19 protein-coding genes are annotated in these 18603 nt (G+C 72.8%); 15 read left to right on the top strand and 4 right to left on the bottom strand.

Translation table 11 applies throughout. The annotated features are described in order from the left end of the window. Positions 1 to 512 precede the first annotated feature (512 nt). The 14 genes from ABD143_RS29630 (at position 513) to ABD143_RS29695 (ending at position 15293) form a co-directional block, all read left to right on the top strand. Positions 513 to 1250, top strand: a complete 738-nt coding sequence (locus tag ABD143_RS29630; protein ID WP_343984741.1) for a redox-sensing transcriptional repressor Rex — start codon at positions 513 to 515, stop codon at positions 1248 to 1250. Continuing rightward, positions 1247 to 2620: a glutamyl-tRNA reductase gene (locus ABD143_RS29635; protein ID WP_343984742.1), complete on the top strand. Its 1374-nt coding sequence runs from the start codon at positions 1247 to 1249 to the stop codon at positions 2618 to 2620. The genes ABD143_RS29630 and ABD143_RS29635 overlap by 4 nt, the downstream gene beginning before the upstream one ends. Continuing rightward, entirely contained in the window at positions 2617 to 3585 is a 969-nt protein-coding gene (gene hemC / locus ABD143_RS29640) for a hydroxymethylbilane synthase (protein WP_343984743.1), read from the top strand. The genes ABD143_RS29635 and hemC overlap by 4 nt, the downstream gene beginning before the upstream one ends. Continuing rightward, entirely contained in the window at positions 3582 to 5123 is a 1542-nt protein-coding gene (locus tag ABD143_RS29645; RefSeq protein ID WP_343984744.1) for a bifunctional uroporphyrinogen-III C-methyltransferase/uroporphyrinogen-III synthase, read from the top strand. The genes hemC and ABD143_RS29645 overlap by 4 nt, the downstream gene beginning before the upstream one ends. Before the next feature lie 49 nt (positions 5124 to 5172). Then, positions 5173 to 6153 (top strand): porphobilinogen synthase, encoded by a 981-nt coding sequence (gene hemB, locus ABD143_RS29650; protein ID WP_343984745.1) that lies wholly within the window; start codon positions 5173 to 5175, stop codon positions 6151 to 6153. A 107-nt stretch (positions 6154 to 6260) separates the two neighbouring features. Beyond that, positions 6261 to 6749: a DUF4282 domain-containing protein gene (locus ABD143_RS29655; protein ID WP_343984746.1), complete on the top strand. Its 489-nt coding sequence runs from the start codon at positions 6261 to 6263 to the stop codon at positions 6747 to 6749. A gap of 60 nt (positions 6750 to 6809) precedes the next feature. After that, on the top strand, positions 6810 to 7679 hold the full coding sequence (locus ABD143_RS29660; RefSeq protein ID WP_343984747.1) for a hypothetical protein: 870 nt from the start codon (positions 6810 to 6812) through the stop codon (positions 7677 to 7679). Between the two features lie 168 nt (positions 7680 to 7847). Next, positions 7848 to 9113: a glutamate-1-semialdehyde 2,1-aminomutase gene (gene hemL / locus ABD143_RS29665; protein ID WP_379660039.1), complete on the top strand. Its 1266-nt coding sequence runs from the start codon at positions 7848 to 7850 to the stop codon at positions 9111 to 9113. Then, positions 9110 to 9745, top strand: a complete 636-nt coding sequence (locus tag ABD143_RS29670) for a histidine phosphatase family protein (protein WP_343984749.1) — start codon at positions 9110 to 9112, stop codon at positions 9743 to 9745. The genes hemL and ABD143_RS29670 overlap by 4 nt, the downstream gene beginning before the upstream one ends. 23 nt (positions 9746 to 9768) lie before the next feature. Then, positions 9769 to 10341: a TlpA family protein disulfide reductase gene (locus ABD143_RS29675; protein ID WP_343984750.1), complete on the top strand. Its 573-nt coding sequence runs from the start codon at positions 9769 to 9771 to the stop codon at positions 10339 to 10341. A 149-nt stretch (positions 10342 to 10490) separates the two neighbouring features. Next, a complete protein-coding gene (locus ABD143_RS29680; protein ID WP_343984751.1) occupies positions 10491 to 11267 on the top strand; it encodes a cytochrome c biogenesis CcdA family protein in 777 nt (258 codons plus the stop codon). Between the two features lie 2 nt (positions 11268 to 11269). Beyond that, positions 11270 to 12901: a cytochrome c biogenesis protein ResB gene (gene resB, locus ABD143_RS29685; RefSeq protein ID WP_379660023.1), complete on the top strand. Its 1632-nt coding sequence runs from the start codon at positions 11270 to 11272 to the stop codon at positions 12899 to 12901. After that, positions 12901 to 13833 carry a c-type cytochrome biogenesis protein CcsB gene (gene ccsB / locus ABD143_RS29690; RefSeq protein WP_343984752.1) on the top strand — a complete coding sequence of 311 codons (933 nt, stop codon included), beginning with the start codon at positions 12901 to 12903 and terminating at the stop codon, positions 13831 to 13833. Before resB ends, ccsB begins: the two co-directional genes overlap by 1 nt. A 116-nt stretch (positions 13834 to 13949) precedes the next feature. Beyond that, entirely contained in the window at positions 13950 to 15293 is a 1344-nt protein-coding gene (locus ABD143_RS29695; protein ID WP_343984753.1) for a MinD/ParA family ATP-binding protein, read from the top strand. Positions 15294 to 15344: 51 nt separating this feature from the next. Here the strand turns inward: ABD143_RS29695 and ABD143_RS29700 are convergent, their stop codons facing one another. Both ABD143_RS29700 and ABD143_RS29705 read right to left on the bottom strand, forming a co-directional pair. Then, positions 15345 to 15560 carry a hypothetical protein gene (locus tag ABD143_RS29700; protein ID WP_343984754.1) on the bottom strand — a complete coding sequence of 72 codons (216 nt, stop codon included), beginning with the start codon at positions 15558 to 15560 and terminating at the stop codon, positions 15345 to 15347. 71 nt (positions 15561 to 15631) lie between these two features. Further along, positions 15632 to 15856, bottom strand: coding sequence for a BldC family transcriptional regulator (locus ABD143_RS29705; protein ID WP_343984755.1), 225 nt, complete (start codon positions 15854 to 15856; stop codon positions 15632 to 15634). Positions 15857 to 16040: 184 nt separating this feature from the next. Between ABD143_RS29705 and ABD143_RS29710 the strand changes: the two genes are divergently transcribed. Further along, a complete protein-coding gene (locus ABD143_RS29710; RefSeq protein ID WP_343984756.1) occupies positions 16041 to 16454 on the top strand; it encodes a DUF4229 domain-containing protein in 414 nt (137 codons plus the stop codon). Here ABD143_RS29710 and ABD143_RS29715 read toward each other — a convergent pair. Next, positions 16410 to 17291, bottom strand: a complete 882-nt coding sequence (locus tag ABD143_RS29715) for a 1,4-dihydroxy-2-naphthoate polyprenyltransferase (protein ID WP_343984757.1) — start codon at positions 17289 to 17291, stop codon at positions 16410 to 16412. The genes ABD143_RS29710 and ABD143_RS29715 overlap by 45 nt on opposite strands. Before the next feature lie 25 nt (positions 17292 to 17316). After that, positions 17317 to 18480 (bottom strand): o-succinylbenzoate--CoA ligase, encoded by a 1164-nt coding sequence (menE, locus tag ABD143_RS29720; protein WP_343985013.1) that lies wholly within the window; start codon positions 18478 to 18480, stop codon positions 17317 to 17319. Positions 18481 to 18603: the final 123 nt, after the last annotated feature.

Here is an 18603-nt window from a genome sequence, read left to right on the forward strand (position 1 = left end):
TCCGAACAGCCGATCATCGATCACACCGCCCACCCACCCCGACTCGCGCGCACCCAGCCCCCGACTCGCGCGCACTCAGCCCCCGACTCGCGGAAACGCCTGCGTGACAGCCCGCGCGTCGGGGATCAGCGCGGGTGAGTCGGGGTGGTGGCGTGGAGTCTCCCGCGGTCCTGCCGGTGGCTCGCGTTCCGCACGCCAGGACCACCGCCTGCGACGAACGGCAGTCGCGCGGCGACCACCGGTACGGGGTGGCGGCGCTACCCGTGCGAGCACGATCCGGCTCAAGATCGCAACTTTGTGCGTGCCTTCACAAGCGACTACCGTGTAATCAAGTCGCCGTCAACGCCCGATACCGGGGTATTCGGCTCCGGTACATCAAGCTCTCGGGTAGCCGTTACCAGAAGTCCGCACCGGCCCCGGCGCAGCGCGACCGGCACAGCACGACCGGCACAGCACGACCCGCACGACGTACTTGGCGATACCTGCACAGCACCACCGAGGAGACGTTGAGCGTGACGAAGCCGCCGCAGGCCGGCTCGGACGATACGACCGCCGAGAGGCTGCGGTCCATCCCCGAAGCCAGTGTCGCCCGGCTCGCCGTCTACCTCCGGATGCTCGGCGAGCTGGTCGAGCAGGGCGCGGAGACGGTCTCGAGCGACGAGCTCGCCGCCGTCACCGGCGTCAACCCGGCCAAGCTGCGCAAGGACCTGTCCTACATCGGCTCCTACGGCATCCGTGGGGTCGGCTACGAGGTGTCGGCGCTCCAGCACCGGCTGGAGCTCGCGCTGGGGCTCAACCATCGGCAGGCCGTCGCACTGGTCGGCATCGGGAACCTCGGCCACGCGCTGGCCGGCTACGGCGGGTTCAGCGGCCGCGGCTTCCCTCTCGCCGCACTGTTCGACATCGACCCCGACCTCGTCGGTATCCACATCAACGGCATCCTCGTCGAGCACGTCGACGCGATCCCGGCAGTGTGCTCGGAGCGCGAGGTGACGATCGGCATGATCGCCACCCCGGGCCCGGCCGCGCAGGGCGTGTGCGACCTGCTGGTGACGGCGGGTGTCCGCTGCATCCTCAACTTCGCCCCTGTGGTGCTCCAGGTACCGCGTGAGGTCGAGTTGCGCAAGGTCGACCTCGCCGTCGAGCTGCAGATCCTGGCGTTCCACGTGGCCCGCCGGAACCTGAACGGCGGGCAGCCCTCGTCTCTCAACGGCCACGTGGTGAACGGATCTGGAGGTTTGGAGGCGTGACCGTTCTGGTCGTCGGGCTGTCGCACCGCAGCGCCCCGGTGGAGGTGCTCGAACGGGCCGCCGTCGGGGCTGACGAGGTACCCAAGCTGCTCGACGAGCTGCTGCACGCGGAGCACGTCTCCGAGGCCGTGCTGCTCTCCACATGTAACCGCATCGAGGTGTACGCGGTCGTCGACGCGTTCCACGGCGGTCTCGCCGACGTGTCGACGGTGCTGAGCCGGCAGACCGGGATGCAGCTCACCGAGCTGACCGAGCACTTTTACGTGCACTACGCCGGGTCGGCCGTCCAGCACCTGTTCGCGGTCGCGTCCGGCCTCGACTCCATGGTGGTCGGCGAGGCGCAGATCCTCGGCCAGCTGCGCACCGCGTACGCCGTCGCGGACGAGGCAGGCACGGTCGGACGGGTGCTGCACGAGCTGGCCCAGCAGGCCCTGCGCGTCGGCAAGCGCGTGCACTCCAGCACCGGCATCGACGCCGCGGGCGCGTCCGTGGTCTCCGAGGCCCTCGCCGACGCCGCGGCCGCGCTGGACGGCACCCTCGCCGGGCGCCGCGCGCTGGTCGTGGGGGCCGGGGCGATGGGCGCCCTCGCCGCAGCGCACCTGCGCCGGGCGGGTGCCGCCGAGGTCGTCGTCCTGAACCGCACCCCGGAGCGCGCCGAGCGGCTCGCCCAGAACATCGCGGGGCAGGGCACGCCTGCTCGTTCCGGCGGACTGGAGTCGCTGGCGGCCGAGCTGGCCGCGGCGGACGTGATGGTGGCCTGCACGGGCGCCGTCGGCACGGTCGTCGAGCACACGGCGGTCGCCGGTGCGGTGGTCACCCGGGCCGGCCGCCCGCTGGCCGTCTGTGACCTCGGCCTGCCCCGTGACGTCGACCCGTCGGTGGCCGAGCTGGCGGGCATCACCGTGATCGACCTCGTCGCCCTGCAACGCAGGCTCGGCGAAGGGGACCGGGGAGCCGCCGTCGCGGCCGCCCAGGAGCTGGTGGCCGAGGAGGCCCAGGCCTACCTCGCCGCGCAGCGCTCCGCCGAGGTCACGCCCACCGTCACCGCCCTGCGCAAGCGCGCGTCCGAGGTGATCGACGCCGAGCTGCTGCGGCTCGACTCGCGGCTCCCCGACCTCGAGACGAAGGTGCGCGAGGAGTTCGGCCGCAGCGTCCGCCGGGTGGTCGACAAGCTTCTGCACACGCCGACGGTGCAGGTCAAGCGGCTGGCCGAGGGCCCGGACGGCGACAGCTACGCCGCCGCCCTCCGCGCGCTGTTCGAGCTCGACCCGCAGACCCCCGCAGCCGTCGCCCTGCAGCGCAGCGGCGACGTGCTGGGTGCGCTGGAGGCGCGCCTGGACGGCCCGCCCCCCGAGGAGGCGACGCCATGACCGAGCCGACCCTGAAGATCGGCACCCGGCCGAGCGCGCTGGCAGTCGCGCAGTCCGGGCACATCGCCGAGCGGCTCCGCGCGGCCGGGCACCCGTGCGAGCTGGTGGAGATCAGCACCCACGGCGACCAGTCCGCCGCACCCGTCGCGGAGCTGGGTGTCGGGGTGTTCGTGTCGGCGCTGCGCGACGCGCTGGTGCGCGGCGAGGTCGACGTCGCGGTGCACTCCTACAAGGACCTGCCCACCGCGCCCGACCCGCGGCTGCACCTCGCGGCCGTCCCGCCGCGGGAGGACCCCCGCGACGCGCTCGTCGCCCGCGACGGGAAGGTGCTCGGCGAGCTGCCGCAGGGCGCGCGGGTAGGCACGGGCTCGCCGCGGCGCCGGGCCCAGCTCGACGCGCTCGGCCTCGGCTTCGACGTCGTCCCGATCAGGGGCAACGTCGACACGCGCATCGGCAAGGTGCGGGCAGGCGAGCTGGACGCCGTCGTCGTCGCGGCGGCCGGGCTGCGCAGGCTGGGCCGGATCGGGGAGGCAACCGAGCTGCTCGACCCGGTGCAGATGCTGCCGGCGCCCGCGCAGGGTGCGCTGGCCGTCGAGTGCCGGGTCCCGGTCACCGAGGCCGATCTCGAGCTGGCCAGGGCGCTCACGGGCGTCCTCGACGACGAGTTCACCAGGGCCGCCGTCACCGCGGAGCGCGCGGTGCTCGCCGCCCTGGAAGCAGGGTGCAGTGCGCCCGTCGGCGCGCTGGCCGACGTGGTGTCCGACCTCGATGACGACGGGCGCGCGGTCGACCGCGTCTCGCTCCGAGCGGTGGTCGGCACAACCGACGGGGGCCTGCTGCGCGCCTCCGTCACTGGAGAGATGGACGACGCCGAGAAGCTGGGTGCGGCGCTCGCCGCCGAGCTTCTCGACATGGGGGGCCTCGAAGCCCTCCCGAGAACCGCTGGATCGGGAGTTCCGAGATGAACCGAGCACCTTCCAACCCGGGACGGGTGGCCTTCGTGGGCAGCGGCCCGGGCGACCCCGGCCTGCTGACCGTGCGCGCGAGGGACGCCCTCGCGAGCGCACCGCTGGTCGTCACCGACTCCGACGTACCCGAGGCCGTACTCGCGCTGGTCGCCGAGGGCGCCGAGGTGCGCCCCGCGGTCGGCCAGCCGGCCGACGTAGCCAAGGACCTCGTGAACGAGGCCGGCTCGGGCCGCAGCGTCACAAGGCTCGTCAGCGGCGACCCGATGACGGTTGACAGCGTCGTGCAGGAGGCCATCGCCGTGGCCGCCGCGGGCGTCCCGTTCGACGTGGTCCCCGGTGTGCCCGCCGGCACCGCGGTGCCCGCCTACGCGGGTGTGCCGCTCGGCTCGGCCCACGTCGAGGCCGACGTGCGCGCGGGCGTCGACTGGGCGCGCCTGGCCGCCGCCACCGGCCCGGTCGTGCTGCACGCGACGGCGTCGCACCTGGCCGAGGTCGCGTCCTCGCTGGCCGAGCACGGCGTGGCCGCGCAGACGCCGGTCGCCATCACCGCGAGCGGCACGCAGACCACGCAGAAGACGGTGCAGGGCACCCTCGCCACGATGGCGTCCGCCGCCTCCGACCTCGACGGTCCGCTCGTCGTCACGGTGGGAGACGAGGTCGGCCTGCGCGACGAGCTCTCCTGGTGGGAGTCGCGCGCGCTGTACGGCTGGCGGGTGCTCGTGCCGCGCACGAAGGACCAGGCGGGCGCCATGAGCGACCGGCTCGCCGTGCACGGCGCCACCGCCGAGGAGGTGCCCACCATCGCGGTCGAGCCGCCCCGCTCGCCCACCCAGATGGAGCGCGCGGTCAAGGGCCTGGTGGACGGGCGCTACCAGTGGGTGGTGTTCACCTCCACCAACGCCGTCCGCGCGGTGTGGGAGAAGTTCGCCGAGTTCGGGCTCGACGCCCGCGCGTTCTCCGGCGTGAAGATCGCCTGCGTCGGCGCCGCCACCGCCGAGAAGGTGCGCGCTTTCGGCATCAAACCCGAACTCGTGCCGTCGATCGAGGAGGCGCAGGAGTCCTCGTCCGAGGGCCTGCTCGGCATCTTCCCGCCCTACGACGACGTGCTCGACCCGGTGGACCGGGTGCTGCTCCCGCGGGCCGACATCGCCACCGAGACCCTCGCGGCCGGCCTGCGCGACCGTGGCTGGGAGATCGACGACGTCACCGCGTACCGCACGGTGCGCGCGGCGCCGCCACCCGCTCCGGTCCGTGAGGCCATCAAGACCGGCGGTTTCGACGCGGTGTGCTTCACCTCGTCGTCCACCGTGCGCAACCTGGTGGGTATCGCGGGCAAGCCGCACGCCCGCACGATCGTCGCGTGCATCGGCCCGCAGACGGCCGAGACGGCCCGCGAGTTCGGCCTGCGGGTGGACGTGCAGCCCGACGAGGCGCGCGTGCCCGCGCTGGTCGACGCACTCGCGGCACACGCGGCCCGCCTGCGCGCGGAAGGCGCCCTGCCCCCGCCGCGCAAGGCGAAGGCCCGCCGCCGCTGAGCCAGTGGGTGCCGGTGGGAACCGCCTCGGCGGTCGTACGCTGGGGCTCATGGCTTTTCCCACCCACCGGCCCCGGCGGTTGCGCACCACCCCGGCCCTTCGCCGGCTGGTCGCCGAGACCGACCTGCGGCCCCGCCACCTCGTGCTCCCGCTGTTCGTCAAGGAGGGGGCGGCCGAGCCGATCTCGATCGCGTCGATGCCGGGCGTCGTGCAGCACACGCGCGACTCGCTGCGCAAGGCCGCGGCCGAGGCCGTCGGCGCCGGGGTGGGCGGGCTGATGCTGTTCGGGGTGCCCGAGAAGCGTGATGCCACCGGTTCCGCGGGCGTCGACCCCGACGGGGTGCTGAACGTCGCCCTGCGCGACGTGCGTGCCGAGGTGGGCGACAGCACCGTCGTCATGGCCGACACCTGCCTCGACGAGTTCACCGACCACGGCCACTGCGGCGTCCTCGACGCCGAGGGCCGGGTGGACAACGACGCCACCCTCGCCGTCTACGCCGAGATGGCGGTGGCCCAGGCCGAGGCGGGGGCCCACCTGCTCGGCCCCAGCGGGATGATGGATGGCCAGGTGGGGGTCATCCGCGAGGCGCTCGACGCGGCCGGCCTCGTCGACACCGGCATCCTCGCCTACACGGCGAAGTACACCTCGGCGTTCTACGGCCCGTTCCGCGAGGCCGTCGAGTCGCAGCTGCGCGGCGACCGCAAGACCTACCAGCAGGACGGCGCCAACGTCCGCGAGGCCATGCGCGAGCTGGCGCTCGATCTCGAAGAGGGCGCCGACATGGTGATGGTCAAGCCTGCGATGGCCTACCTCGACGTGCTGCGTGCGGTGGCCGAGTCCGCCGACGTGCCGGTGGCGGCGTACCAGGTCTCCGGGGAGTACTCGATGGTCGAGGCGGCTGCGGCCAACGGGTGGCTGGACCGCGAGCGCACGATCCTCGAGACACTCACCGGCATCCGCCGCGCGGGCGCCGACTTCGTGCTCACGTACTGGGCCACGGAGGTCGCAGGCCGCCTCGACGCGAGGTGACGGCAAAGGACACGTGACCGCTTCGCAACCGGACGGTCATGCGGTTCACCTGCGGTGGACAGGTGGACGGCGTTACGATCGCGCCCCTTGATCATGGGAGGATCGCGATGACCAACGACCCGGGGAACCCCGGCGACCAGCCCCACCCCGTCCAGGGCTGGCAGGGCGGGCCGCAGCAACCCCCGCCTTACCCGGGCAGCTTCGGGCAGGAGCCTCCGCCCGGGTGGGGTAGCTACCCGCCGCCCGGCCCGCCCGGGCCGCCCCCCGGCCCGGCCGGCTTCGGCGGCGGCCCCCCAATGGGCCCCGGCCCGCAGGGTGAGGCGAAGGGCTTCTTCGGGGCGCTCTTCGACTTCAGCTTCGACAGCTTCGCCACGCCCGCGGTGGTGAAGGTGCTTTACATCATCGGCATGGTGCTTCTGGGCCTGTTCTACGTCGTCATCGTGATCAGCGGCTTCTTGCAGAACGCCGCCTTCGGGCTCTTGGCCCTCATCGGCGGAGCGATCGCGGTGCTGTTCTACCTGACGCTCTTCCGCATCACGCTCGAGTTCTACTACGCGGTGGTGCGGATGTCGGAGGACATCCACCACCGCCGCTGACGCCCGACATCGGCGGGCCGGCGGCGTGACACGGGATCTGCCCGGCTCTACGGTGGATCGGTGAGCAATTCGTCCGATCCCGAGCGGGGCGGCCAGCAGCCTGACGAGCGTGCCCGCGAGGGACAGCCGGACGGCGGCTCGGCCGCTCCGCCGGGTGGGCAGGACTGGGACGCCGCTCCGTACCAGCAGGAACAGCAGCCGCCGGCCCAGCAGCAGGCGGGGCAGTATCAGCCCGGCCAGTATCAGCCCGGCCAGTACCCGCCCGGCCAGTACCCGCCCGGCCAGTATCAGCCCGGCCAGTACCCGCAGGGTGGTCCTTACGGGCAGCCGGGCGAGTACGGCCAGCCCGGCCAGTACGGGGGGCCGTACGGCCAGCCGGGCCAGTACCAGGTGCCCTCGCACGGCCAGCCCTACGGCGACCGTGGTGGGTACGTGTACACCCCCTACGGGACCTACCCCGCGGGGATGCCGGAGCAGGACACCCCGCAGGTGGGGCGCCCCGGGATCATGATTCTCGCGCTGGTGCTGCTGATCCTCAGCGCGCTCCCGTCGATCGCCGCTGGTCTCCTGGTCGTGCTCTCCCCGGGACAGCTCGTCCAGCTCGCGGGCACCCCGGAGCAGCTCGACCAGCTCAGGGCCGCAGGTGTCGACCCCGAGTCCGTCATCGCCTTCGGCGGCGCGATCGTGCTCGGGCTCGCGCTGTTGTACATCCTGTTCGCCGTGCTGGCGTTCACCGGGCGCAACTGGGCCCGGATCGTCGTCGCGATCATGACCGCGGGCTTCGCGCTGATGACGTTCGCCACCGGCGTCACCGGGCTGCAGTCGGCGGAGCTCCTGTTCCTGGTGCTGATAGTGGGCGCATCGATCGTCGGCACCGTGATCCTCTTCCTCCCGGGCCCCAGCAGCTGGTTCAGTCGGCACCGCCGCTGACACCCTCCTGGGCACCCCTCAGGCGGCCGCCACCCGGCGGATGTGAGACTGGCGGTCGTGGGTAGCTCGCATTCGTCCGGTACGGACGTCAGCACCACCGGCAGCCCGACCAACGATCCTGAGGCCGAGACGGCGCAGTCGCGTCGCCTCTTCGCCCGCGCGTCCGAGGTGATCCCCGGCGGGGTGAACTCTCCTGTCCGCGCGTTCAGCGCCGTGGGCGGCACGCCGCGGTTCATCGTCTCGGCGGCGGGACCGTGGCTCACCGACGCCGACGGGCACCGCTACGTCGACCTGGTCAGCTCGTGGGGCCCGATGATCCTCGGGCACGCGCACCCCGCCGTCGTCGAGGCCGTGCGCGAGGCGGCAGGTCACGGGCTCTCGTTCGGGGCGCCGACGCCGGCCGAGATCGAGCTCGCCGAGGAGATCATCGGCCGGGTCGAGCCGGTGGAGCAGGTCCGGCTGGTCAACTCCGGCACCGAGGCCACGATGAGCGCCATCCGGCTCGCCCGCGGCATCACCGGGCGCCGCGTGATCGTGAAGTTCGCCGGCTGCTACCACGGGCACGTCGACGCGCTGCTCGCCCAGGCCGGCTCCGGCGTCGCGACGCTAGGGCTGCCGACGAGCCCCGGAGTCACCGGCGCCCAGGCCGCCGACACCGTGGTGCTGCCCTACAACAACCTCGACGCGGTGCGCGCGGTGTTCGCCGAGCGCGGCGCCGAGATCGCCTGTGTGATCACCGAGGCCGCCGCGGGCAACATGGGGGCCGTCGCCCCGCTGCCGGGCTTCAACGCCGGGCTGCGCGACCTGTGCCATGAGCACGGGGCGCTGTTCGTGGTCGACGAGGTGATGACCGGGTTCCGGGTCTCAGCCGCAGGGTGGTTCGGGATCGACGGCGTCGCGGGCGACCTTTACACGTTCGGCAAGGTGATGTCGGGCGGGCTGCCCGCCGCCGCGTTCGGCGGCCCAGCCGCCCATATGGCGCATCTCGCCCCGGCCGGGCCCGTCTACCAGGCAGGCACGCTCTCCGGTAACCCCGTCGCCGTCGCGGCCGGGCTCGCCACGCTCCGCACCGCCGACGCCGCCGTCTACGCCGCGCTCGACGCCAACGCGGCCCGGCTCGGTTCGCTGATCGGGGCCGCCCTCGACGCGGAAGGTGTGCCGCACCGCGTCCAGTACGCCGGGAACCTGGTCTCGGTCTTCTTCTCCGAGGATCAGGTGCACGACTACGAGGGAGCGCGGGCCGCGGCTACCTGGCGGTTCCCGGCGTTTTTCCACGCGCTGCTCGAGCGCGGGGTCTACCCGCCGCCGAGTGCGTTCGAGGCCTGGTTCGTCAGCGCCGCGCTCGACGACGAGACCTGGCAGGTGATCGAGTCGGCGCTCCCGGCCGCGGCTCGCGCCGCGGCCACGGCGACCGCGCCGGAGGGCGCGAGATGACCGGGCCACGCACGATCGTGCACCTCCTGCGCCACGGCGAGGTGCACAACCCGGGCGGGGTGCTCTACGGGCGGCTCCCCGGCTTCTACCTGTCCACCACCGGCCGCAGCCAGGCCGACCTCGTCGCGAAGTCTCTCGCCGATGCCGACATCACGGCGCTGCTGGCCTCCCCACTGCAGCGCGCGCAGCAGACCGCGGCGCCGGTCGCCGCGCTGCACGGGCTCGACGTGGTCACCGACGAGGGCCTGATCGAGGCGGACAACAAGTTCGAGGGCAAGACGGTGTCCGTCGGCGGCGGGGCGCTGCGCAGGCCGCAGTACTGGGCCTGGCTCCGTGACCCGTTCACGCCTTCATGGGGCGAGCCGTACCTGGACATCGCCCACCGCATGCTCGCCGCCGTTCACCGGGCGCGCGCGGCGGCGGAGGGCCACGAGGCAGTCTGCGTGTCGCACCAGCTGCCGATCTGGACGCTGCGGCGGTTCGTCACCGGTCAGCGGCTGTGGCACGACCCCCGCAAGCGGCAGTGCGCGCTGGCCTCGCTCACCTCGCTCGTGTTCGACGGCACCGAGCTGACGCAGGTGCGCTACAGCGAGCCCGCCGGGGAGAGCGACCCGGCGCAGACCGGCGCATGACTCGCCCGCCAGTAGCTCTGCGAGTGGCCCGGCTAGTGGCATTGGCCGCCGCGGCGGTGGTGCTGGTCGCCGGCTGTTCCGCCGGCCAGAACGCGGTGGCCTCCACAGGGGAGTTCCAGCTCGTCGCGCCGGGCGGCCAGACGACGATCTTCTACGACCCGGCGGCCACTCGCGGCACCGTCACCGGCATCACCGGTGAGAGCCTGCTGCACGAGGGCGCCACGACGGGCCTCGAGGACCACGCCGGGCAGGTCGTCGTGCTCAACATCTGGGGCTCGTGGTGCGGGCCGTGCCGGGAGGAGATGCCCGGCCTGCAGTACGTGCAGGACCAGACCGGCGCAATCGTGCTGGGCATCGACGTCCGCGACGTCCGCCAGGCGGCCACCGACTTCGTCCGCGACCGCGGGCTCACCTTCGACTCCATCTTCGATCCGGCAGGGCGCACTCTGCTGTCGCTCAACGGCTACCCGCGCAACGTCGTGCCGTCGACGATCGTCCTCGACAAGCAGCACCGAGTGGCGGCGGTCTACCTGACGTCGGTGCGGGTACCGGAGCTGATGCCCGTTGTGCAGCGCCTCATGGCAGAGCCCGCCTAGAGGAGCGCCCTGAACAGCTCGGCCCTACTGCGCGACGCCCAGGCGCCGCTCGCTACGGGCGGAGTTGTTGAGGACCCTCCTAGCGATCCACTACAAGTTGTAGAACCCGGTGCACGGCCGTGGGCGCACGCCGCCTACCCTCGCACCTGATGGACCCCTCGACCACACTCGCGGTCTCTGGTCCGCTGCTGCTCGCGGCGGGCGTTGCCGTGATGGCAGGCGCGGTGAGCTTCGCGTCCCCGTGTGTGGTCCCGCTCGTCCCCGGCTACCTCGCCTACCTCGCAGGCCTCGTCGGAGCGGACGCCCCGCCCGCCACAGAGGCGCAGGCCCGGCAGCGCCGCTCCGGACGGTGGCGCGTCGCCGGTGCGGCCGCCCTGTTCGTCGCCGGTTTCACGGTGGTCTTCGGCGCGATCCTGGTCGGCGTGGTCTGGGTCGCCGACGCGCTCGTCGCGAACGAGGCGGTGCTCCAGCGGGCCGGTGGGGTCGTCATGATCGCGATGGGGCTCGCGTTCGTCGGGTTGCTTCCGGTGCTGCAGAACGAGAAGCGGGTGCACTGGGTGCCCCGCGCAGGAGTCTGGGGGGCCCCGCTGCTGGGCGCCGTCTTCGGCCTGGGCTGGGTGCCGTGCATCGGCCCGACGCTCGCGGGGGTGGTGGCGGTTGCGGCGGGCACCGGCGGTGGGTCGCTGCGCGGAGTTGTGCTGACCCTGGCGTACTGCGCGGGGCTCGGGCTGCCGTTCGTGGTCATCGCGCTCGGGGCAGCGAGGGCCGTGCGTGCGCTCGGCTGGCTGCGCCGCCACACGCGCGCGATCCAGGTCTCCGGTGGGGTGCTCATGGTGGCAGTGGGGCTCCTGCTGGTCAGTGGACTCTGGGGTGGGCTGCTCGCCCAGATGCAGGTGTCGCTCGCCGGCTTCACCCCGGTGCTGTAGCGATGTCCGCCCAGACCGAGAGCCCGGCGCGGCCCGGCCCGGACCCGGAGCAGCCCGGGGCCGGAGGCCGCCTCGGCAGCGTGTGGGCGGTGCTGCGCAACAGCTGGCGCGGGCTCACCGCCATGCGCACGGCGCTCGTGCTGCTCTTCCTGCTCGCGCTCGGCGCGCTGCCGGGCGCGCTGCTCCCGCAGCGCTCGCTCAACCAGACGCTCGTCGACAAGTACTTCACCGACTACCCGTGGCTCGCCCCGACGCTCGACCGCCTCGGCTTCTTCGACATCTTCGCCGCGCCGTGGTTCGCGGCGATCTACCTGCTTCTGATGGTGTCGCTGATCGGGTGTGTGCTCCCGCGCACCGTCGAGCACGCCAAGGCGCTGCGGGCCGCGCCCGTCGCGGTGCCGCGCAACCTCGGCCGGATGCCGCACCACGGCCGCGCGGTCCTCGACATGGGGATCGACGAGGCCGCCGGACTCGTGCGCACCCGGTTGCGCGGCTGGCGCAGCGCGGAGCAGGAGGACGGGCCCGCGCGCACCTTCTCTGCGGAGAAGGGCTACCTGCGCGAACTCGGCAACCTCCTTTTCCACCTCAGTCTCATCGGGCTGCTCGTGGGGTTCGGGGCCGGCAAGCTCTTCGGGTACGAGGGCCAGGTCATCGTCATGTCCGGGGGCGGCCAGTTCTGCAACACCGGCATCCTCGGCTACGACTCGTTCCGCGCGGGCCTGCGCGTCGACGGCACCGACCTCACGCCGTTCTGCGTCCGGGTGGACGACTTCCAGACCCAGTACCTGGCCAATGGCCAGGCCAACAGCTTCGACGCGCGCATCGGCTACCAGACCGGCGCCGACCTCGCGGCGGGCGATGTCGAGCAGTGGCGCCCCTACGACCTGTCCGTCAACCATCCGCTGCGCCTCGACGGGGACCGGGTGTACCTGCTCGGGAACGGCTACGCGCCCCAGTTCACCGTGACCTTCCCCGACGGGCAGCAGCGCACCGGCGAGATCCAGTGGCGTCCGGTGGACATGGGCACCCTGCTGTCCGAGGGAGCCACGAAGTTCGAGCCTCCCGGCGTCACGAACGACGAGCAGCGGCGCACCCGCCAGCTCGCCATCACCGGTCTGCTCGCCCCCACCAGCTCGGGCGGTACGGTCGTCACGTCGGTCTTCCCGGACCTGCTCAACCCCGAGGTGGCCGTCGACGTGCTGCGTGGCGACCTCGGCCTGGACGACGGGCGCGGCCAGTCGATCTTCCAGGTGGACCAGTCGAAGGTCGACTCCGGCCAGCTGACGCGGGTGGCGCGCGCCAACCTCGTTCCCGGCCAATCGGTCACCCTCGACGACGGCACGGTGGTGCGCTTCGACGGCGTGCAGAAGTGGGTCAACCTGCAGATCAGCCACGACCCCGGGCAGAACTACGTGCTCGTGTTCGCGATCCTGCTGCTTGCCGGGCTCGGCCTCTCGCTCACGATCCGCAGGCGCCGATTCTGGGCCCGCCTCACGCCCGCCGACGACGGTGCCCGCACGGTCGTCGAGGTCGGCGGGCTGGCCCGCACCGACCGTGCGGGCTACGGCGAGGAGTTCGACCGCCTACGGGCGGATCTGTTGAAGAGCCATTCCGAGGCGACGAAGGACACCTGATGCTCGCAGAACTCGCGCTCTACAGCGACCGGCTCTTCATGGCCACGGTCCTGGTGTACGTGCTCGCGATGGTCCTCCACGGCGCCGCATACGCCATCGAGCGTGCCCCGGCGAAAGCCGTCGCACTGGTCGGAGCGGGTGGCCAGGACGCCGCGCCCATCGAGGAGCCCGTCGAGCCGCCTGCGGGCGGGCGCGCCGAGAAGTTCGGTGGGATGGCGCTCTCGCTCACGCTGCTCGGCGTCTTCCTGCACTTCGGCTCGATCGTGCTGCGCGGCCTGGCCGCGCAGCGCTGGCCGCTCGGCAACATGTACGAGTTCGTCTCGGCTATCTGCCTCGCGGCCGCCGTGACGTGGCTGGTGGTGCAGCGCCGGTCCGCCGTCGCCCGGCCGGTCGGCCTGTTCGTGCTGCTGCCGGTGGTGATCCTGCTGTTCCTCGGCGGCACCGTGCTCTACGCACCGGCGGCGCCCGTCATGCCGGCGCTCCAGTCGTACTGGCTGGTCATTCACGTCACGGCGATCACGATCTCGTCCGGGCTGCTGCTCGTGCCCGGCATGCTCAGCGCGCTCTACCTGCTGCGCCGGTCCGGCCGCCTCGCCGGCATCGCCGACAAGCTGCCGAGCGCCGACGCACTCGACCGGGTCGCCTACCGCACGACGATCGTCGCCTTCCCGCTGTTCACGTTCGCGATCATCGCGGGCGCGATCTGGGCGGAGGCGGCCTGGGGGCGGTTCTGGGGCTGGGACCCGAAGGAGACCGTCGCGTTCGTCTCGTGGGTGATCTACGCGGCGTACCTGCACGCCAGAGCCACCGCGGGCTGGCGCACGGGCCGGGCCGCGTGGATCAACATCGTCGGGTTCGCTGCGGTCGTGTTCAACCTGTTCTTCATCAACATGGTGGTCGCGGGCCTGCACTCGTACGCAGGGCTTGGCTGACAGCCGGTTACGCGCCGCCACCCGACCGCAGCTCGACCCGGGGCAGTCGCACGACTACCGTCAGCGCTCGTGGGGCGATTCAACGGTCGGCTCAACGGGTCCGGCGGGATGCACTGATGACGGAGAGTGAGTCCATGGACGACCGGGACTACCCGGACGGTTCGGTGGGCCGCTATGTGCGTGAACGATGGGGTGCCACCGTCCCCGTGCGCGGTCCGCGCCCCCGGGCCGAGGCGCCCGCCCCCCGGCAGGAGAGCGACGCCGACTCCGTCCCTCCGCTCCCCGCGGAGCCGCGGCAGGGCACGGTCGACACCCCGCTGCAGGATGGCCCGCCGGTGTGGCGGCGCCCGGCCGACGTGCCCGACCCCGCAGAGCCGGCCCCCGCGCAGCCGGCCCCCGCCCTGCCCCGCCCCGCCCGGACCGTTCCCGACGCCGTGCCGCGCACCCCGCCGCGGGGAGCCGCCCGGTGGATCGACCCCGGCGCGGTCGCCGCACAGGAGGCGCAGCGCGCCCGGCGGGAGCGCACCGAACCCACGCCGCCCACCGACCTGTCATCGGCCCGGCTGCTGCGGCCTGCGCGTCGCCCACCCCAGTCCGGGTGGCGCCGGTTCATCTACGTGGTGAGCGGGCGGCTCATCAACCCGGGTGAGAGCCCGCTCGACATCCGCAAGCGCGAGCTCACGGCGCGGGTCAACCAGCCGCTGCTGGGCTGCTACAAGATCGCGATGCTGAGCCTCAAGGGCGGCGTCGGCAAGACCACGGTCACGGCCACACTGGGAGCGACGTTCGCGTCGCTGCGCGGCGATCGGGTGATCGCGCTGGACGCCAACCCCGACCGGGGCACGCTCAGCCAGAAGATCCCGCTGGAGACCAGCGCCACCGTGCGCAACCTCCTGCGCGACGCCCAGCGCGTGCGCCGCTACACCGACGTGCGGGCATACACCTCGCAGGGACCGTCGCGGCTGGAGGTGCTCGCAAGCGAGCAGGACCCCGCGGTGTCGGAGGCGTTCAGCGAGGACGACTACCGGCGCACGGTCACGTTGCTGGAGCACTTCTACAACATCGTGCTCACCGACTGCGGCACCGGTCTCATGCACTCGGCCATGTACGGCGTGCTCGGCCTGGCCGACCAACTGATCATCGTGTCCTCGGGATCCATCGACGGGGCGCGGAGCGCCTCCGGCACGATGGACTGGCTCGACGCGCATGGGCACGGCGACCTGGTCAAGAATTCGGTGGCGGTGATCAACTGCGTGCACCGCTCGGCCGGAGGCGTGGACCTCGACCGGGTTGCGGAGCACTTCGCGGCCCGGTGCCGCGTGGTGGTGCGGATCCCGTTCGACGCGCATTTGGAAGAGGGCGCCGAGGTCGATCTCGACCGGCTCGAGCCGGCCACTCGGCTGGCTCTGCTGGAGCTGGCTGCTGCTGTGGCCGACGCGTTCGAGGGCCCGCCCACCTGACTCGTCCGGTATGGCCGGGCACGCCCCGGTGGGGCGTCGGTTGGGCTGAGATCAGCCGCGCGGGGGGTCGTCCCGCTTGCGGACCTTCTCGTCGAGCTGACGGAGGAAGTCCGGGTCGTCGTCGGGCCCGCTGACGAGAGGTCTGCTCGGCCCGGCGACGGGGCGCCGCCGCTGCTGCTGCCGGAATTCGGCGCCCCCGGAGTTCATCGCCTTCCACAGCACCAGAGCGATGATCGCGGCGCCGACGAACGCGATGAGGAACAGCATGTCGAACCACCTCCGCACCCGAGGTTAGCGGAGCGGGCGCTACCGCGGGGTGAAGTGCTTCGAACGGGCGGTCAGGGCCGGGCGGGCGGCAGCGTGGCCTCGCTCGTCAGGTCGGCGAGCATGTTGCGGACCTCGGACTCGCGGAACCGGCGGTGGCCGCCGGGCGTGCGGATCGACCCGATGCGGCCGGCCGAGGCCCACCGCGTCACCGTCTTTGGGTCGACGCGGAAGAGAGCTGCGACCTCCCCAGGGGTGAGGAGGCGCTCGTTGCTTCCGGTGTGCGCCGTGACTGTCATCTGGACCTCCAGTACTGCCGGGCGTTTTCCGGGCCATCGTGACACCCGGGACCCCAAGTACTCGAACGGTTGTCCGTAGGTAAAGGGCTCTTAAAGGACGAACCGGACAGGTCATCGCCTCTTCTCGAACTGCTCAACGTGCGGCGGCACGCAGGCGTGCCCGAACCGGTCGTACGCTGGTCACATGACCTCGTCACAGCCGTCGACGACCCCAGCGGCCACGGAACGCCGACCAGGACTCGCGGCCACTGTCGGGCTCTACTCACTCGCGCGGCTCGGGCTGCTCGCGGTTGTGACGGCGTTGTTGCTGGTGGCGGGCGTGCCGCTCGTCATCGCGGTGCTGGTCGGGCTGATCCTCGCCCTGCCGCTGTCGATGGTGCTGTTCCGCGGGTTGCGCGGCCGGCTGGACGCGGCGGTGGCCGACGCGCGTGAGCGGCGGTCGCAGGAGCGGGAAGCCCTGCGTGCGCGCCTGCGCGGCGACGCCCCTGACCAGGACGCCATTGACCAGGACGCCATTGACCAGGACGCCCCTGGTCAGGGGCCTACGAGTGCGTCAGACGAACCGGCCGAGCGCAAGCCCGATCCCGGTCAGGACTGACCAGGCCATCAGCAGCACCCCCGTCTGCGCGAGCACCCTGATGAGCGGGCGCCCTTCGGCGCCGCCGAGCACCTCCCGCACGGGCAGCACGGCGAGCGGGATCGCGAGCAGCGCCAGCAGCATCGGCCAGCTCCGCAACCCCGCCAGAGCCGAGAGCAAAAAGGGCACCAAAGCCAAGGCTGCGTAAAGGCGGCGGGTGTCGCGGTCGCCCATCACCACCGCAAGTGTGCGCTTTCCCACTTCTGTGTCCGTCGGAATGTCCCGCAGGTTGTTGGCCACGAGCACCGCACATGTGAGCATGCCCACTCCGATCGCGGTCACGATGGCGAGCGGCCCGGGCGGCCCGCTCTGCGTGATCACCGTGCCGAGCACCGCGACCGGGCCGAAGAACACGAAGACGGCGATCTCGCCGAACCCGGCGTAGCCGTAGGGGCGCGGGCCGCCGGTGTAGAACCAGGCGCCCGCGATGCAGACCGCGCCGACGGCGATGAGCCACCACTGCTGGCTCAGCGACACCAGGGTGAGCCCGGCCAGACCGGACATCGCGAAGGCGACGAACGCGACCGCCCGCACCGTCGTCGGCGGGGCGAGCTTCGAGCCGACCAGCCGGAGTGGGCCCACGCGATCGTCGTCGGTGCCGCGGATGCCGTCGGAGTAGTCGTTGGCGTAGTTGACGCCTACGACCAGCGCGATGGCGACGATCAGCGCGAGGAGCGCGTGCCCCGGGAGGACGACGCCGTAGCCGATCGCCGCGCCGGTACCGGCGAGGACGGGGGAGACGGCGGTCGGGAGCGTGCGCGGGCGGGCACCTTCCACCCACTGCGCCAATGTGGCCACGGCACGCACCGTATCCCGGGGTTGCTCAGGGGGCACCGCGCGGGCAGGCGCGCACCGTGCCCATTCCGGCGTGCGCGGACAGCGTTCGCGCCACTGCCGCCCGGTCCGGTTTACCGATGCCGCGCAGCGGGATCTCGGCGATCGGGAGCAGCACCCGGGGCACCGCGGCCCGTCCGAGCGCGGTGCGTACGGCTGAGCGGAGCCGGTCGGAGTCGGGTGGCCCGTCGAGGACGACGGTAGCCGCCACCACCTCGCCCCACTCGGCGTCGGGCAGCCCCACCACGCATGCGGCCCGGACGCCCGGCTGGGCGACGAGCACCCGCTCGACCGCGGCGGGAGCCACGTTCTCGCCGCCAGTGATGATCATGTCGTCGGCCCGGCCGAGCACCTCGAGCCTGCCGTCGCTGAAGCGACCCAGGTCGCCGGTGCGGAACCAGCCGTCGGCGAAGGCGGCAGCCGTCTGTGCCGGGTCGCCCAGGTAGCCGTCGGCGAGCGTCGGCCCGCCCAGCCGGATGCGGCCACCGCCATCGAGGTCCACCTGGACCCCGTCGAGCGGGACGCCGTCGTAGACGCAGCCACCCGCCGTCTCGCTCATCCCGTACGTGGTGACGACAGCGACGCCGGCCGCGCGCGCCCGCTCGCCCAGCTCCGCGTCGAGCGCCGCCCCGCCGACGAGCACGGCCGCGTACGACCGGAGCGCGTCGAGGGGCGCCCCGCCTGCGTCGAGGATCCGTGCGAGTTGGGTGGGCACGAGGCTGGTGCAGCGACGCCCGGGCCCGAGGGCGGTGGTGGCGTCGGCGAAGGCGTCCGGGCGGAACCCGGTGCGCAGGTCCTGCACCACGGGGGGCGCTCCGGCGAGCAGCGCGCGGACCACCACCTGCACTCCGGCCACGTGCTCGGCCGGGAGCGCGAGCAGCCACCGTGCGGGCCCGCCCAGCCGCGCCTGCGTCGCAAGTGCGGATGCCCGCAGGGCGGCAGCCGAGAGCGCAACCAGCTTCGCCTCACCGGTGGACCCCGACGTGGCGATCACGACGGCCACGCGCTCGCTCGCGTCGGCCAACGGGACGGCGGGGGCCGACGCGGTCGGGAATACGGTGGGCCCCCCGGCGAAGGCGGCGCGCAGGGCGTCGGCCAGCTCCTCGACGGACTCGGGGGAGCCGTCGACGGGGACCACCCGCGGCGGCGTCAGTAGCGCCACGGGAACCGGGACCTCGTCGTCTCCCCGGGCAGGGCGTCGCAGCGCCTTCGCCTCATCTGCCGCTCTGCCCTGCTGCACACGCGTTCCTGGTCCTTCCCTGTGGTTCCTTGCTCG

Source organism: Pseudonocardia aurantiaca, from assembly GCF_039526725.1.
Taxonomy (GTDB): domain Bacteria; phylum Actinomycetota; class Actinomycetes; order Mycobacteriales; family Pseudonocardiaceae; genus Pseudonocardia; species Pseudonocardia aurantiaca.

Excerpts from the sequence above, each read along its gene's own strand:
- ABD143_RS29710 (WP_343984756.1), top strand. The coding sequence starts at position 16,041 with ATGACCTCGTCACAGCCGTCGACGACCCCAGCGGCCACGGAACGCCGA.
- ABD143_RS29705 (WP_343984755.1), bottom strand. The coding sequence starts at position 15,856 with ATGACAGTCACGGCGCACACCGGAAGCAACGAGCGCCTCCTCACCCCT.
- ABD143_RS29670 (WP_343984749.1), top strand. The coding sequence starts at position 9,110 with ATGACCGGGCCACGCACGATCGTGCACCTCCTGCGCCACGGCGAGGTG.
- ABD143_RS29655 (WP_343984746.1), top strand. The coding sequence starts at position 6,261 with ATGACCAACGACCCGGGGAACCCCGGCGACCAGCCCCACCCCGTCCAG.
- resB (WP_379660023.1), top strand. The coding sequence starts at position 11,270 with ATGTCCGCCCAGACCGAGAGCCCGGCGCGGCCCGGCCCGGACCCGGAG.
- ABD143_RS29645 (WP_343984744.1), top strand. The coding sequence starts at position 3,582 with ATGAACCGAGCACCTTCCAACCCGGGACGGGTGGCCTTCGTGGGCAGC.
- ABD143_RS29700 (WP_343984754.1), bottom strand. The coding sequence starts at position 15,560 with ATGCTGTTCCTCATCGCGTTCGTCGGCGCCGCGATCATCGCTCTGGTG.
- ABD143_RS29680 (WP_343984751.1), top strand. The coding sequence starts at position 10,491 with ATGGACCCCTCGACCACACTCGCGGTCTCTGGTCCGCTGCTGCTCGCG.
- ccsB (WP_343984752.1), top strand. The coding sequence starts at position 12,901 with ATGCTCGCAGAACTCGCGCTCTACAGCGACCGGCTCTTCATGGCCACG.
- ABD143_RS29695 (WP_343984753.1), top strand. The coding sequence starts at position 13,950 with ATGACGGAGAGTGAGTCCATGGACGACCGGGACTACCCGGACGGTTCG.
- hemB (WP_343984745.1), top strand. The coding sequence starts at position 5,173 with ATGGCTTTTCCCACCCACCGGCCCCGGCGGTTGCGCACCACCCCGGCC.
- hemC (WP_343984743.1), top strand. The coding sequence starts at position 2,617 with ATGACCGAGCCGACCCTGAAGATCGGCACCCGGCCGAGCGCGCTGGCA.